This is a genomic window from Kineothrix sp. MB12-C1, assembly GCF_030863805.1.
Classification (GTDB): domain Bacteria; phylum Bacillota; class Clostridia; order Lachnospirales; family Lachnospiraceae; genus Kineothrix.
The window spans coordinates 2,864,967-2,881,589 of sequence record NZ_CP132957.1 but is presented as its reverse complement, the minus strand read 5'-3'; the positions used below and the strand labels follow the sequence as shown (position 1 = coordinate 2,881,589).

The 16,623-nt window shown below is 42.9% G+C and carries 14 protein-coding genes; 1 reads left to right on the top strand and 13 read right to left on the bottom strand.

What is annotated here, in order from left to right; genetic code table 11:
* Positions 1 to 82 precede the first annotated feature (82 nt).
* Positions 83 to 1,297, bottom strand: a complete 1,215-nt coding sequence (locus RBB56_RS13200; protein WP_306719435.1) for an LL-diaminopimelate aminotransferase — start codon at positions 1,295 to 1,297, stop codon at positions 83 to 85.
* 24 nt (positions 1,298 to 1,321) lie between these two features.
* A complete protein-coding gene (dapF, locus tag RBB56_RS13195) occupies positions 1,322 to 2,161 on the bottom strand; it encodes a diaminopimelate epimerase (RefSeq protein WP_306719434.1) in 840 nt (279 codons plus the stop codon).
* A 316-nt stretch (positions 2,162 to 2,477) separates the two neighbouring features.
* On the opposite strand from dapF, the gene RBB56_RS13190 reads away from it, so the two are divergent.
* A complete protein-coding gene (locus tag RBB56_RS13190; protein ID WP_306719433.1) occupies positions 2,478 to 2,945 on the top strand; it encodes a hypothetical protein in 468 nt (155 codons plus the stop codon).
* A 110-nt stretch (positions 2,946 to 3,055) separates the two neighbouring features.
* Here RBB56_RS13190 and RBB56_RS13185 read toward each other — a convergent pair whose 3' ends face one another.
* The 11 genes from RBB56_RS13185 to RBB56_RS13135 all read right to left on the bottom strand — a co-directional run bounded on the left by RBB56_RS13185 (position 3,056) and on the right by RBB56_RS13135 (position 16,608).
* On the bottom strand, positions 3,056 to 4,978 hold the full coding sequence (locus RBB56_RS13185) for an NAD(+) synthase (protein WP_306719432.1): 1,923 nt from the start codon (positions 4,976 to 4,978) through the stop codon (positions 3,056 to 3,058).
* 35 nt (positions 4,979 to 5,013) lie between these two features.
* On the bottom strand, positions 5,014 to 5,886 hold the full coding sequence (hslO, locus tag RBB56_RS13180) for an Hsp33 family molecular chaperone HslO (protein ID WP_306722155.1): 873 nt from the start codon (positions 5,884 to 5,886) through the stop codon (positions 5,014 to 5,016).
* 1 nt (position 5,887) lies between these two features.
* Complete coding sequence (locus RBB56_RS13175) at positions 5,888 to 6,697, bottom strand: class I SAM-dependent DNA methyltransferase (RefSeq protein ID WP_306719431.1); 810 nt, start codon at positions 6,695 to 6,697, stop codon at positions 5,888 to 5,890.
* 61 nt (positions 6,698 to 6,758) lie between these two features.
* Positions 6,759 to 7,877: a pyridoxal phosphate-dependent aminotransferase gene (locus tag RBB56_RS13170; RefSeq protein ID WP_306719430.1), complete on the bottom strand. Its 1,119-nt coding sequence runs from the start codon at positions 7,875 to 7,877 to the stop codon at positions 6,759 to 6,761.
* 6 nt (positions 7,878 to 7,883) lie between these two features.
* A complete protein-coding gene (locus RBB56_RS13165) occupies positions 7,884 to 8,891 on the bottom strand; it encodes a glycosyltransferase family 2 protein (RefSeq protein WP_306719429.1) in 1,008 nt (335 codons plus the stop codon).
* A gap of 227 nt (positions 8,892 to 9,118) precedes the next feature.
* On the bottom strand, positions 9,119 to 9,841 hold the full coding sequence (locus tag RBB56_RS13160; RefSeq protein ID WP_306719428.1) for an amino acid ABC transporter ATP-binding protein: 723 nt from the start codon (positions 9,839 to 9,841) through the stop codon (positions 9,119 to 9,121).
* Positions 9,828 to 10,526 (bottom strand): amino acid ABC transporter permease, encoded by a 699-nt coding sequence (locus tag RBB56_RS13155; RefSeq protein WP_306719427.1) that lies wholly within the window; start codon positions 10,524 to 10,526, stop codon positions 9,828 to 9,830. Before RBB56_RS13155 ends, RBB56_RS13160 begins: the two co-directional genes overlap by 14 nt.
* An 82-nt stretch (positions 10,527 to 10,608) precedes the next feature.
* Positions 10,609 to 10,764 (bottom strand): hypothetical protein, encoded by a 156-nt coding sequence (locus tag RBB56_RS13150; RefSeq protein ID WP_306719426.1) that lies wholly within the window; start codon positions 10,762 to 10,764, stop codon positions 10,609 to 10,611.
* Between the two features lie 10 nt (positions 10,765 to 10,774).
* The gene (locus RBB56_RS13145) at positions 10,775 to 11,638 is read right to left on the bottom strand and encodes a basic amino acid ABC transporter substrate-binding protein (RefSeq protein WP_306719425.1); all 864 of its coding nucleotides are present in this window, start codon (positions 11,636 to 11,638) and stop codon (positions 10,775 to 10,777) included.
* A gap of 117 nt (positions 11,639 to 11,755) precedes the next feature.
* Positions 11,756 to 14,083 (bottom strand): hypothetical protein, encoded by a 2,328-nt coding sequence (locus tag RBB56_RS13140; protein ID WP_306719424.1) that lies wholly within the window; start codon positions 14,081 to 14,083, stop codon positions 11,756 to 11,758.
* 503 nt (positions 14,084 to 14,586) lie between these two features.
* Complete coding sequence (locus tag RBB56_RS13135) at positions 14,587 to 16,608, bottom strand: hypothetical protein (protein ID WP_306719423.1); 2,022 nt, start codon at positions 16,606 to 16,608, stop codon at positions 14,587 to 14,589.
* Between the last annotated feature and the right edge of the window lie 15 nt (positions 16,609 to 16,623).

Below are 16,623 nucleotides of genomic sequence, written 5' to 3'. Positions count from 1 at the left end.
ATTCTATAGGAAAGACCTTGTTACATTAAAGTATAAAAGTATTAATTCTATAGAATAAAAGCACTCCTTGAAGAATCAAGGCCTATAAGGCTTTGATTCGATCCACTGCAGCAACTGTATTCTCATAACTTCCGAATGCAGTCAGTCGGAAATAAGTCTCTCCGCTCGGTCCAAAACCAGATCCGGGAGTTCCCACTACATTCGCATTTTCGAGCAGATAATCGAAGAATTCCCAGCTCGTCATCTGATTCGGCGCTTTCAACCAGATATAAGGTGCATTGACACCGCCCGATACGGTATAGCCTGCATCCTTCAACCCGTTCAAAATGTACTTGGCATTGTTCATATAATATGCCACCTGATTCTTAAGTTGCTCTTTGCCTGCCTGTGAATAAACAGCTTCACCCGCACGTTGTATAATATAAGGCGCTCCGTTATACTTCGTACCGTGGCGTCTTGCCCAAAGGGAATGAAGCGTTACATCGCCGCACTTTAAGTCTTTGGGAATTACGGTAAAGCCAAGGCGCACTCCTGTAAATCCTGCATTCTTGGAAAAAGAACGAAGCTCGATGGCGCAAGTTCTCGCTCCTTCGCATTCGTAAATGCTATGAGCTACATCCTCTTCAGAAATATAAGCTTCATATGCCGCATCATAGATAATAACGGCACCCACTTTATTCGCATAATCTACCCATTCCTGAAGCTGTGCCTTCGTAATGGTGGAACCGGTAGGGTTATTCGGAAAACAAAGATAGATAAGATCCGGCGTTTCTTTCGGAAGTTGGGGTGCGAAATTATTCTCGGCCAAACAAGGCATGTAAATGACATCGCTCCATGTTTCCTTCGCCGCATCGTAAGTACCTGTTCTTCCTGCCATAACATTCGTATCAACATAAACCGGATAAACCGGATCGCATACTGCAATTTTATTATCCAAACTGAAGATTTCCTGAATATTACCGGAATCGCATTTAGCACCATCAGAAACGAAGATTTCATCCGCCGCTATTTCACAGCCTCTCGCCTTATAATCGTTATCTGCGATGGCATTTCTTAAAAACTCATAACCCAAATCAGGAGCATATCCTCTAAACGTAGCAGCATCGCCCATCTCATCTACCGCATGATGCATCGCCTCAATCACTGCCGGCGCAAGGGGCTGTGTCACATCTCCGATACCGAGGCGTATTATTTTTTTATCCGGATTAGCTTGTGTGTAAGCGGTTACCTTCTTACCTATTGTGGAAAAGAGGTAGCTTCCCGGCAGCTTTAAATAATTGTCGTTGATCTTAAACATTCTGTTTCTCCTCTCGTGCATGTTCTATATATGGATTTCACCTTCGAAAACGGTCTCGGCAGGTCCTGTCATATAGACGAGATTTTCTGCCCTATCCCATACAATGTGAAGTTCGCCACCTAATAGTTTAACAGTAACTTCCGCTTCCGTCAAACCATTTAGAACACAGGCTACGACGACTCCGCAGGCTCCTGTTCCGCAAGCGAGCGTTTCTCCCGATCCTCTTTCCCATACACGCATCTCCACCGTATGCCTGTCAATCACCTTTACGAATTCTGTATTGATCCGGTTCGGAAAACGGAGATGGTTCTCGAAACGAGGACCTATCTCTTCAATATTCAGGGAGGCAACATCATCCATGAAAATAATGGCATGAGGATTCCCCATTGACACACATGTCATTTTATAAATAGTGCCGTCTACTTCTATCTCCTCATCGATTACTTCTTCATTATCAGAAATGACAGGTATGTCCGTGGCTTTTAATATCGGTGTCCCCATGTTCACCTTCACCGTATCCACATCTCCGTTCTTTACGGTCATATCCAGATATTTAATATGTCCGGCACTCACTACGCTTACTGATTTCTTATCCGTCATACTTTTATCATAAACAAATTTGGCTACACAACGGATACCGTTTCCACACATCTCTCCTCTGGAGCCATCCGCATTATACATCTCCATTTCAAAATCAGCTTCCGATGATCGGTTAATAAAGATAACACCATCCGCACCAATCCCAAAATGTCTGTCGCTTAATCTTCTTACTAGCTCCGGCTTTTTAGCCGCCGCTATTTCCTCTATAAATCCATTCACATAAATGTAATCGTTGCCGCATCCGTGCATTTTTGTAAATTCCATTTCCTGCTCCCTTCCAGCCGGTAGATTCACCGCTTTCCATTTCCATATTTTCAGGCTCAAAATCTTTTTTTAGTATAACATATATCTTTTGCCATATATATTGTAATCAATGCGTAAAATTATGCAAAAACTGCTTTTCATTACTATTCACAGCTACTATTCCGCGAAGTCAAGATTGTATCTCATACAATTTTACGAGTGCTGCAAGCGCCAAAATGCAGTTCTATCGCATTTTAATATATATATTGGAACAAGTGGTATAAAACACGCACAAAAATAATAAGATAGTAAAAAGAATTTTAACGGGGATATTGTTATGAGTTCCAAAACAAAAATAGTTGTGCTCCATTTGAAAGAACTAATATACACCGGCATCTTTGCCGTTCTGGGGATTCTCTTTATCGTCCTTTTAATCATTATGTTTCTCCCCAAGAACAAAGATAAGGACTCCAATATCGTACAGCCGGCGAACTCTTATATGCCCGGCGTTTATACGACTTCTCTCGTGCTGAATGATAATGTGGTAGACATTGAGGTTACGGTGGATGAAACGAACATCAACAGTATTCGTATTGTTAACCTGGATGAGGCAGTATCCGCTATGTATCCTCTTATTGAGCCTGCTTTCGAAGACCTGGCGTCACAGATATGTGACAACCAGTCTTTGAATGGAATTACATATTCGGACGATAACAAATATACTTCCATGGTTTTACTGGATGCCATCAAAGCTTCTTTACAAAAAGCTGAGGCGACCGGAGCTGCAAACTCGCAGACCCGCTGAACAGTTACCAGTGATCATAACTGTTCAATACCCTCGCAGTTACCAATAATTATACAACAAGAAGGTGTCCTTTCGAACACCTTCTTCTTAATTTTGTAAAACTAGATCTTTTAGATTTTCTCCAGTTCTTCAAGCCATATTCGTGCACAGGCATCCGAGGGCATGCGCAAATCACCTCTGGGTGACACTGCCACGCTTCCCACCTTCGGTCCGTCCGGCAGGCAAGATCTTTTAAACTGCTGTGAGAAAAATCTTCTATAGAAAATTTTCAGCCACTTCAAAATCACCTCATCGTTATACTGCCCTGCAAAAGAACATCTGGCAATACGGTATATCTTCTCCGGCTCGAAGCCGCATCGCAGCATATAATACAGGAAGAAGTCATGAAGCTCGTAAGGGCCTACTAAGTCCTCCGTCTTCTGGGCGATAACACCATCTACCGGCGGCAGCAGTTCCGGGCTTACCGGAGTGTCCAATACATCTGCTAATATTTTATACAACACTTCACTATTACATGTATCCGCATAGTATTGTACCAGATGTCTGACTAACGTCTTCGGCACCCCCGCATTCACACCATACATAGACATATGATCGCCGTTATACGTGGCCCATCCCAGCGCCAGTTCCGACATATCTCCCGTTCCTATTACAAGAGCATTCTCCCGATTGGCAATGTCCATCAGCACCTGTGTTCTCTCTCTTGCCTGGCTATTCTCATAAGTCACATCGTGGTTACCTATATCCTGACCGATATCTCTAAAATGAAGGGTTACCGATTCCTTAATATTAATTTCTTCCAAAGAAGTGCCGAGAGTACGGGCAAGCTGGCAGGCATTTTCATACGTCCGGTCTGTCGTCCCGAAACAGGGCATCGTCACCGCCAATATATTTTCTCTGGGAAGAGATAAGCTGTCAAAAGTCCGTACGGTTACGAGAAGAGCAAGAGTGGAATCTAAGCCCCCCGAAACACCGATTACTGCCTTTTTACATCCGGTATGCTCATAACGCTTCTTTAACCCCAACGCCTGAATAGACAATATTTCATCACAACGCTTTTCCCTTTTCCTCTTATCCGCAGGTATAAAGGGCGTACTTGGGAAAGTTCTCGCAAGTGAGACTTCTTTCTCTGTCATATTGACAGATACGGTAGTATACTCCTCTTTTTCTTCCGCCATATAAGTATTCATCCGTCGTCTTTCATGGATGATCTTATGGACATCGATATCTCCATAAATAATACCATTTGCAAATCGTTTCGCTTCTGCCAGAATGCTTCCATTCTCTGCAATCATATTATGGCCGCCGAATACAACATCTTGTGTAGATTCTCCTTCGCCCGCACTGGCATAGATATACCCTGCAATCATACGTGCGCTGGCAGACTTCACAATCATCTTGCGATAATCTTCCTTACCGGCGGTTTCATTAGAAGCAGACAAGTTCACGACTATAGTTGCTCCTGCCATAGCATGTGTAACTGCCGGAGTATCCGGTACCCATATATCTTCGCAGATCTCACAGCCCACTACAAGTCCTTCAATAGCGTCAATTTCGAACAAAAGATTGGCTCCAAAAGGGATTTTCCTGGCCCCCCCCTCCGTTCTCCACGTATAAGAAACCGGCACTTCATTTCCTTTCACAAAATATCGTCCCTCGTAGAATTCCGCATAATTGGGAATATTGACCTTGGGAATAATCCCGATAACTTCTCCCGAGTGCAGAGCTGCTGCCACATTATACAGCTTATTTTTCCACATCATCGGCAATCCTACAAAAATAAGAGCATCCTTATCCGCCGTATGAGCTGTGATCTTTATAAGCTGTTCCTTTGCTTCTTTCAGAAGCACTTCCTGCAAAAATAAATCTCCGCATGTATATCCGGTAATGCAAAGTTCCGGGAAAACAATGATTTTTGCTCCGCTTTCCACCGCATTATCCACTTCCATGCAAATCTGCTCCGCATTGAAAACAGGATCTGCCACCCTGACTTTTGGCGTAATGGCCGCCGTCTTTATAAATCCGTGCTTCATGCTGCACCTCCGTTCTTACCTAATGATATCAAAGATTATTCCTTTACCATCTTCTTTAACTCGTCTACAGAAAAAGTATAGGATTCATTACAAAAATGGCAATTTACCTCTATTTCTTTTCCATCATCGATCATTTCCTGAATGTCTTTTTTACCGATACTCACAATTGCCTTCTCCACTCTCTCCTTGGAGCAGTTGCAGGCATAGCCAACCTCCATCGTATCCGTAATCTGCACTCCCATATTCCCAAGCAGCAGCTCCAACATTTGTTCCGGAGTATTTCCCGCATCCAAAACGGAAGTTACTGAGCTGAATTGCAACAGGTTCTCCTCCAAAGCGAGAATCGTTTCATCAGAGGCAAAAGGCATAAGCTGAATAATAAATCCTCCTGCCTGTTTTACTGTATTATCCTTCTCCATTAAGACACCAAGCCCTACGGAAGAAGGTACTTGTTCGGAGGTCGCGAAATAATAAGTCAAATCCTCTGCAATCTCCCCTGTCTGAAGCACTGTCTGTCCAATATAAGGCTCTTTTAACCCCATATCCTTAATTACGCTCAGATAACCGTTTCCTACTGCTCCGCCCACATCTAATTTACCACGGGCATTGGCAGGAAGAAATACCTGCGGTTCATTAGCGTAACCTTTCACTCTTCCCTGGGCATCCGCTGTCACAGTCATCCCCTTCATAGGGCCATCACCGTTTACCTGTAACGTCAGAATATCATCATCGCCCTTTAACATACTTCCCATCATAATACCAGCCGTTAACAGACGTCCTAACGCCGCCGACACGACCGGGCTAGTATTATGTATTTGCCTCATTTCCTCCACAATTCCTCTTGTGGTCGCAGCAAATGCACGAATCTGTGCGTCGGCTGCCGTTGCTCTTACCATATAATCAATCACGTTATTTTCCCTTTCCATGTTCGCGGGCAATCACATAAATGCGCTCGCTCTCTTCTCTTACTTCACCATGAGTATCCGCATCGATGGCTGTAATAAAATGCATTCCTGCTTTTTCTACCAGGTCACGCATCGTTTTCAGCCGGTAACCTCTCTGATAATGCGTCTCTATAAAGCGCCGGAAACTCCTGCCATCTTCGCCCGGCTTATCCATCTTTACAAACACTGTAAGGTCATATTCATTGACCTCTTCCTGAGGATGATAATAGTTTTGCCATATAAAACTGCAATCTTCCCTATTCTCAGCAATCGTTGCATCTCCAATTACCATCTCGTATTTATACACAGTATTAAAATCGAAAATAAATACCCCGCCCGGATATAGGTAGTTATTCACCAACCGGAAGGTCTCATATACATCTTCCTCTTTTAACAGATAATTCAAGGAATCGCATACGCTCACGACAGCTCCTACCGCTCCATATAATTCGAATTCCCGCATATCCTGCAACAGATAAAGAATTCCCTTACCCGATTTTTCCCTTTTCGCAAAAGCAATATTCAGCATTTCCTGAGAATTATCAATTCCTATCATATCGTATCCAGCATCCGCCAGAAGTTCCGTCAACGTTCCTGTTCCGCAACCCAGATCCACTACAATGCGCTGTTCTGCTGCCAAGACATCCTCATGTTCCGCCTTTTGCACCATTGTGTATTTTTTCAATAGGGCATCGATATATTCCGCCCACTCTTCATAGGGCGTATCATCCATAAAAGTATCATATACGCTTGCAAAGTCCGTATACGTTTCCATATTTCATACCTTTCTTAATTCGTAACAGTTCAGTACCCTCTTACTATTCACATCCCGCCCTTTAAGCCTCTACAATTTCTTTCAAATGAGCGAGCATAATATCCATTTCTTCTTCCGTACCTACCGTAATCCGCAAATGATTATCAATTCTTTGCCTGTCCCAGAAACGGACGAATATCCCTTTTTCCTTCAATGCAGCAAATATCTCTTTTGCAGCCACCTTCTCATGAGAGGCAAAAATGAAATTACCTTTGGAATCGGGAAAAGAAAATCCAAGTTTCTTTAATTCCATCTTTACCCGTTCTCTCGTCGCAATTATTTTCCCCACTGTCTCCTGAAAATAAGCAGTATCCTTCACTGCCTCCGCCCCTAACACAATCGAGGGCATATTCATCGTATAAGAATTAAAGGAAAACTTCGCATCATTTAAGTAGGAAATCAACTTAGGGTTCCCCATAGCAAATCCAATGCGCATTCCTGCCATGGAACGTGACTTAGAGAAAGTCTGCACTACAAGGAGATTGTCATACTTCCCGATAAGCTCCAGGCAGCTTCTGCCGCCGAAGTCCACATAGGCTTCATCGATAATAACAACACTTCCCGGATTAGCCCCGATAATTTCTTCAAGTACCTCTAACTCCTCCAAGATACCGGTAGGCGCATTCGGATTAGGAATGATAATTCCACCGTTTTCTTCCAAATAATCTTCTTTTCTAATCTTAAAATCTCCCGTAAGCGTCTTCGTCTCATAGGGTATCCGATAAAGCTGCGCCCATACATCATAGAAGGAATAAGTAATATCCGGGAAATAAATTGGTTTCTCCGAATTAAAAAATGTTAAAAATGCCATCGCCAGTACATCATCGCTTCCCACCCCGATAAAAAGCTGATCCTGACTTATATGATAATATTCACAAAGAGCTTCTGCCAATGCTCCCGCCGAAGTGTCCGGATATAGACGAAACTGATCTGCATCCATCTGTGACAACTTCTCTCGCACTCCCGGAGCCGGCGGATAAGGGCACTCATTCGTATTTAACTTAATGATTCCCGGTTTCTTCGGCTGTTCTCCCGGCACATAGGGCTCTACCCTTCTGACATTCCCTTCCCAACGAATAGAATCTAACTCTTTATGAGTGTTCTCTAACTCTTTATGAGTGTTTTCCAACTCTTTGTGCATATAATATTACCTCCACTCTCCTGCCATTTTTTGATATTCTTTCGCCTGTTCTTCCATCCCAAGACATCGATAGCATTCCGCTAATCCAAGAAGCGGTTTATCTCCTTTGCTTCGGATATCCAACAAGCTTTCTGTTTCAAAGGCCGCATTGTAGAACCATACCGCTGCCTCTGCATAGTCCTTTTCCTTCTTATAGAAATTCCCGAGTTCCATACAGATTTCAGAACATCCTTCACTGGCAATTACCTTCATGGCATACTTATGAAACTTTAGCTTATCTCCCCTAAGTCTTGCCGCCTTCGCTGTCACGCAAGCCGCCTCCTTTACTTCCTCCGCCGACCGCTGCGTATCATTGCAAGAGGCTTCAAAGAATTCTTCTGCTTCCAGAAAATCCTCCTTCTCTCCTGCAATAAAAAGTTCTCTGGCATAGAGATTATGCAGACGCTGTGACAATCTTTCTTCTCCGCAAGCCCTGCGAAATGCTTCCAAGTCCCTCGCTGCATGGCTTTCCTCTTGTTCGTGAATAATCTCTATCTCGCTGTCAAAAACTAAGGCTTTCGTCCGCACCGTTTCATGAATCGGATCGATCCATGTGAAGTTTCTTATTCTCTTAAACAGCTTCGGGCGGTACTCCCTATCATAATTATAGACAGATCCGAACTGAAGCTGGTTGCTATAATACATCTGCACGATTTCGATTTCCGGCAGCAAATTCTGCTTTAACAAATGAAATCGTTCCCTGTTCACTTTATCGAGCACCTCATCCGCATCCGCAGAATATATGTATCCCTTCGTCGCTTTGGAAAACGCATAATTTCTCGCTGCCGCAAAATCATTTACCCATTCGAAATCATAGATTTTATCCGTATACTTACGCGCGATTTCCTTCGTTCTATCCGAAGACCCCGTATCTACGATAATAATCTCATCCATCAAGTCCGCCACGCAGGATAAACAACGTTCCAGAATCTTTTCCTCATTCTTCACTATCATACAAAGGCTTATCGTTATCATATTCCACCCATACCTTTTAACCCCCAATGCGCAGACCTGCTAAATAGTATCACTTTATACTAACGCAGTATCATTCGGAAATCAAGAACCCCTTTTTCATTTTATGCCTATTTTCTTTATAAACTTCCATAAATATCCATAAAATTCACGCCCGAACGATGAGAAAAAATCTTCTCCACCTTTCGGGCGCAAATCTGCTGAATAGTTATCATCCATCAATAATCTAATTATAAAACCTTCGACAAGAATTCTTGCAACCTTGGACTTTTAGGATTGGAGAAGAAATCTTTCGGCGAATTTTCTTCCATGATAACTCCTTCATCCATAAACAGTACTTTGGTTCCCACTTCCCTGGCAAATCCCATTTCATGGGTTACCACGACCATTGTCATTCCGCTCTCAGCCAGTCCCTTCATAACGTCCAGAACTTCCCCTACCATCTCCGGGTCGAGTGCTGAAGTAGGCTCATCGAACAGCATAACCTTAGGGTTCATCGCCAGAGAACGCACAATCGCCACTCTTTGCTTCTGTCCGCCGGATAGTTGGGCCGGATAAGAATCCGCTTTTTCCAGTAATCCTACCCTCTCCAAAAGCTTAATCGCACTCTCAGAAGCCTCTTCTTTACTCATAAGCTTCAACTTAACAGGCGCGAGGGTGATGTTATCCATAATAGTCAGATTGTTAAATAAATTGAAATTCTGAAATACCATTCCCATGTGCTCTCTGACTTTATCGATATTCGTCTTCGGGTCTGTAATATTCACCCCATCAAACCATATCTCTCCGCTCGTCGGAATCTCAAGCAGATTCATACAACGCAAAAACGTACTCTTTCCTGAACCGGAGGGCCCGATTACTACAACCTTCTCCCCCTGCTTCACATGATAATTTACACCTCGAAGTACATGATTATTTTCAAATTTTTTATGCAAATCTTTAACGATTATCACTCTTACGCAGTCTCCTTTCGAATCTTTCAAGCAGAATGGTCAATAGTTTAATTACTGTGAAATAAATAACTGCTGCACCGATTAAAGGCATAAATGCTTCATACGTTCTGGAAGCGATTTGATTAGCAACGCGCGTCAAGTCCGTCAGACTCACATAACCTACAATTGCAGTTTCTTTCAACAATACGATAAACTCGTTTCCAATAGGAGGCAGTACGTTCTTTATCGCCTGTGGTATAATAATATTTATCATCGTCTGTGTTTTGGAAAGGCCAAGAGAGCGTCCTGCCTCCATCTGACCTTTATCTACTGCCAAAATACCTGCACGTACAATTTCCGCTACATAGGCACCACTGTTAATACCGAAAGATAAAACAGCCACCATAATACCATTTTTACTATTGGCAAATATAATAAACCACATAATCATTAATTGGAGCACCGCCGGCGTTCCACGAATCACATCTATATAAATATCAGCAATTATTGCCCATATTGTTTTCTTCCCATTTCTCCTTACAGATAGCTTCATAAAAGCGAGAAGCGTACCTATCACCATACCGATTATCGCTGCAAAAAGTGCAACTTGCAGGGTAACTCCCAATCCATTCAAATATAACTTCCACCGGTCCCCCGAGATAAATGCGGCTTCAAACATCTTCTCCACTCTATCCATTACTTGCATATCTTTTTCCAGCCTCTCTTACTAAATTTTCATTTGCTGTTCTGCGTATTCTTACGGCCCGCGTAGTAAATGCACCGATCTCTTAATAGTGCCTTTTCTCTTCCTGCTCCATAACGAGGATAAGGAGGATAGCAGTTCCCTGCCATCCTCTTACTAATCTGTCAATTCGTAACTGTTCAGCACTCTTACGGTCAGCGCAGTAAATGCCCAGACCTGCTGAACCGTTACTTTCATTCATTTATTTCATTCTAATTCTCTATGTACTCACTCACCAGAGAATCAAAAGTGCCATCATCAATCAGCTCTTGTAACGCGGTATTGATTTTATCCGCAAGTACGGTATCGCCCTTCGGCATTGCAATTGCATACTCCTCAGCCTCAAAATCAAACTGAGCGCCATCTACTGCTGTTACCTGACCTTCGAATTTAGATTCGAATACAAGGGCGGGATTTTTATCAATGATCACGCAGTCAAGTCTTCCGTTAACCAAATCGTTCACTGCATCTACTGCTTTATTATACTGCGAAGTTGTCGCATCTTCAATCTCTTCTGCAATAAAATCTCCCGTAGTGCCAAGCTGTACACCAATTGCTTTTCCTTTCAGGTCATCTGCCGTTGCAATGTCAGAACCTTCCGGCAAAATCACATACTGAACAGCATTGTAATAGGAATTGGAGAAATCAACCGCCGCTTTTCTCTCGTCAGTTACTGTCATACCTGCAATCGCAACGTCGATTTTACTTCCGATAGAAGAAACTAAGGATGCAAATTCCATATTATCTACCTGCACCTCAACACCCAGTTTTTCGCCAATTGCACGGATTAAAGCGATGTCGAAGCCATCTGCCTCTCCGTTGTCATTCATATATTCAAAAGGAGGGAATTCTGCATTCGTTCCTACATTCAGCACACCATCTGCTAATGCGGAGGAATCTTCCGATACCTCTCCTTCTCCTGCAGGAACTTCTTCCTCCGTTGCCGCATCTTCTGTCGTCGTTTCAACTTCTGACGCTGTATCCGCGGGAGCTGCTTCTCCTGCTGTATTGCCGCATGCCGTTAACAAGGACATGGACAAAATCGCTGCCATCATCGCTACCACTAATTTTTTCATAATAATAACCTCATCTTTCTATTTCTCTTTAATATAGGTCAGCATATCATGTTCATACTTTAAAATCAATAATGTATATGCATGTTTTTTGATTTTATTGCATTTTTATACATCCACTTATAATCTGAGCGGTATTTCTTCATCAATCCATACAGACAATCTTCTGTCCCCTGCTGTCACCACGAGCTCCTTGCCCTTATTCCTTCCTACGAACAACTGTCCCGGTTTCAAGCAATACTGTCCGGTAACGGATTGCTCCAATATCATAAGCGGAAGATTCAATTCGAAGATTCCCCCCTTCCTTTTCACAATACCACTTCCCGCATAATGATACTTTCCCTCTCCATCGTTATGATAGATTCTTACCGTTCCAAACAGCAGGTAAATCAACCATAGAATTCCTGCTGCTCCTACAACACCCCCCATGGTAAAGGCAGCCGCTTTCATTATATTCGCACTTCCATTCTCACGCTTTATACTTTGCACAGGGATCTCTTCTCTTTCAGGGGGCGCCGACAATGGCTCTTGTTTCTTCGTTTCCCTTTTCACCTCATAATTCTGTTCTTCTTCTCTTAGCACCATTCCCGGCGTCTTTCGGGATTTTCCCTTCACTTCTTTTGCACCGCTCTTCTTTTTTACCGCCGGCTTCTTTACCGATAATATGGGAAGCTCTTTTTCTTCTTTCTTCTCATCTATTATAGGAGTTGCCTCGGTATTCTCACCATCGGACTCTCGATTATTTCCACTCCCTTCACCATTGCCTTTATTTCCATTTCCTCCCCCTGCCTTCTTGGAACTATCTTCTTCCGAATCGGTATCCGGTACTTCTTCCTCCTCTTCCTCGTCAGATTCTTCTTCCCGTGGCTCTTCTTCCTTCACTTCCTCCTTCACCTCATCCTCCACTTCTTCCTTCACTTCCTCCTTCTCAACGAAAAGTTCCTTCTTCGCTGTATTATCGCATCGATCTCTCACAAGAATGTGGAAGGTTCCCACGCCTTCTATTCTGCTTTGATTCTCTTCACTCCAAGTCTTTCCACCATCATAGGAATAAGCCTTCTCAGCCAGCCCACTCCCTTGGCTTCCATCCGGCTGCAGATCTTTAGCCTTTATGTTTATCATTTTCTCCTTCTTATCGTAAGACACCATTTCAATGACAGGAGCGTTTTTATCAATGGTATTTACCGTTATCGACAGATGCAATTGTTCTTTATGAATATCCTCATTTGTTGCTTGCAGTACCGCTGTATAAGTTCCGTTTTCCGTCACCTCTATCCGATTACCTTCACCTATCTTTTCCCAGTAAATGTCCTGCTCTCCTAACTTCAGAAAGTTCCCTTCGGTTTCTATAGAATTCAATTCCTCATAGGACGCTTCTAATCTCTGAGCACCCGCAGTCCAACTGTTGTTATGATTGATAATTGAGATTCTGGCATAAGGTGTTTCTTCCTCCCTTTTGCAGCTCCTCTTATAAAACTCTATCGTTTCTTCCGTATTGCCGCAGTTTATCGCATAAGCATCTATACTTTGTTCATTCTTCCCGCAGTTTCTTTTATAAGAATCAATGGTCTTTTCCGTTTTTCCACAGCTATTTTTATAAGATTCTACCGTTTCTGCCGTACTCCCGCATCCTAACTGCCAGGTTTCCACCGCCTCGCTGCCTTTGGCACAGACAAGCCGCCACTCTTCTATTGTTGCCTCTCCTTTCGTGCATATCAGACTCTGATAATCATGATTCTTGTTAAAACGCTGACATGTCCAGCACATATAATGTGTCGCATCTGTCATTCCGGCCCCACAGGACGTATGCCAATAACTTCCCTTTATTTCTGCATGCTGTGTATTCCCGTGATGGGAACAATAATTATTCTCTGTCCGCAGTACCTGCAAAGCGCCCTTGTATTCCATATTGCACCTTTCCGTTTTGTAACAATCGCTCGTATGTGTGTGATACACCGGCTCATAGCATCCTCCTCCAACCTCTGTATGCACATGATATACGGGAACGCTATAGCAGCCGCCACCCGCCGAAGCCGAGCCCCTATGAACATGCTTCACCGGAGTCTGATAACAGCCACCTCCTGATACGGAAGAACCGCTATGGGTGTGATACACCTTTTCGGCAAAACAGCCTCCTCCGGCAACAGCATTTCCCGTATGAAGATGATAAATCGGCATACGGTAACATCCACCTTCCACACTGGCACTGCCTTCGTGGTGATGCCGCACCGCCTCCTGATAACATCCGCTTCCTTCCTGCTCACTTCCTATATGGTGGTGATAAATCTCCTGTGTTACAACCTTCCGGGAACTTTCTTCTTCTGCTCTTACCAATACCGGACGCTGTCCTGACAAAGTAAGTATCAACACCAATGCGATAACGGCAGTTCTTTCACATCTCCCTATCCTTCTAAATTCCCCTAACTTCACATTCTTCCAATTCCTCATAAACATCCCTCCATACAAATTCATCCAATCATATACCTTGTCCGCAAGCGGCCATGGTATGTTTTTTGCACACTCGCTTTGCTCGGCGCAGTATAATATAGTTAAAATATTATACCTTGTCCGCAAGCGGCCATGGTATGTTTTTTGCACACTCGCTTTGCTCGGCGCAGTATAATATAGTTAAAATATTATACCTTGTCCGCAAGCGGCCACGGTATGTTTTTTTGCACACTCGCTTTGCTCGGCGCAGTATAATACTATTAAAATATTATACCTACATATCTACGTTCTTCACGATACTACCATCTATTGTCTTCTACTGTGTGAGTACACTTTCTTTTTATAAAGCAGTGCAGATCTTCTTAATGGAACCATAAAAACCAGGGCAAACACAAAAAACCCATCTAACGGATTTTACTTTCCAATAGACAGGTTCACAATTTATATTCATTTTCGCTCCACAGTTCTATATCAACTATAACATGTATAATTCCATTTGTCCATTAAAATACAAATAACTCTTTTACCCGATAATACAGTTCAGGATTCGTTCTTCTCACATTTACACTCAAATCTCCTCCTCCGAAGACCACTCCGAATCCGTAAGCTGCCTGAAGAAGAAATACAACAACAATTACTCCCATTAACATACGGTAGTATGCACCGCCTTCTGCCTTCTCAATAAAAAGAAGCATCACCAGCACCGCCGCAAACCACATGCCCCATATCATATCCACCATATATCGCTGTAATATGCCCGCTCCGGTCACATCCACAATACCGATCATAAGAGAAATTGCTATACTGGTCAGTACAATCCCATAGATTCCCTTCCGCTTAAGTTCCATTCTTCCCTTCTTTGTAAACAGAACAAAAAGTACCCAAGTGAATACATTGCATGCTAACAAACCTCCATAAGTATACTCCGCATTCAGTTTCCCCATATAAGAAGCAGAGGTAATCTGATTACCTAATAAGTAGGGAAAATCGCTTCCTATAAACGGCGGCTGCAGGAAATAATGCCATAGGCCGAGAAAAGTCTGCTGTAACTGAAAGCTTCTTCTTGTCATATCGTTGCTGGTCAGGCTATAAGTTGCACCGAAGTCGAACGGCGAAGAAAACCTGGCTCCATTATAATACATAATCCCTATTGCTATCACCACGTAAGGTATGCAGATACATACGGTGTTCCATAACGAACGCCTGGAAAATAGTTCACGTTTCTTTATCACCTCTTCCCAGAAAAGAGGAACTGCCAGAATAGAAAACAGCAGCATTTGCGGCCTGCAGCCCGCCACCAACGCCATACTCAGGGAACCGAGAAGAAAATAAATCTTCTTCCGCTTTTCTTCCGCATATTTTCCTTTGATCCACAACCAAAGTCCACCCACTGTAAACATGGTCGCAGCTATAATCGGTGCATGATACAAATCAGGACGGATAATAACCGTTAAATAAGTACCGCACATCACTGTCATTGTACTAAGAAGCAGGTAGATAGCAAAAGGAATTTTCGAAAACCATCTTTTTATCACCTCTCCATACAAGACAAATACTGAAGCAATGAAGCCACTATAATAAAGAAAGACAACAAAATAATTCGGAAGATGATGTCCGGTCAGCAGGTAAAAAGGCAGGTAAAACATAAGCTCAGGCACTACTCCGAAATACACGTAATATTTTCCCTCATAATAAGCATAATCCGCTCTGTAATCAATCCTATTTGCCTGTAGATAGATAGTATCGTAAGGGTTAGATACATTCCTAAGTTCTTCGGAAGGCTCTATATCCAGAAATAGCTGTCCCTTTGCCATTGCCTCCGCCAATTCCTGGTATTGTTTGTGATGCGGCCATGGAGAAATACGGGCAACCGGATTCACATTGGTAAGACGAAAAGCCATACCTATTAACAATACGACGATCGAAACCATAACGACTTGCTTCACCTTTCCTTCTATTTTTATCGAAGTATTCCTCAACAAATAAAATAGAAGGGATATTCCAAAGAAAAATAAAAGTCTCTCCGGGTGAAAAGAAAAAGGTATGTAAGTATTCGCCCGAATCTCCCCCACCTTCACTACACTTCCCGGTACCACATCCAACTGCACAATAATCTCTCTTACCTTCCCCGAAGGATATAAATTGGTAAAAGAAGTTCTAGAGATTCCGGGAACCAAATAGTTCTCAGGTAAGCTATAAAAATAGTGGTTTCCTTCATCTGTCAGCCATAACGTATAAGGAATCGCTGCATCTTCAGAAAATTCTGCCGCAATAGACAGATTATAAAGCTCTCGGTCAATCTGAGGAAGCCGCATCTGTAATACACCTTCCCGGACAATATATTCCCCTATTCCTTTCTCTAACAGTTCTCCTCCTTCTACCACCATTTCTTCACTCGAAAAGATAATTTCCTCTCTATAATACAGGCTTTTCCATGAAGAAAAATTACAGAGAAATACTTCTGCCATCAACGCTCCTATGATTAGCCATATAACGGGCATGACCTTTTTTCCTCCCAGCGTCATTCCTTACTCTCCCTA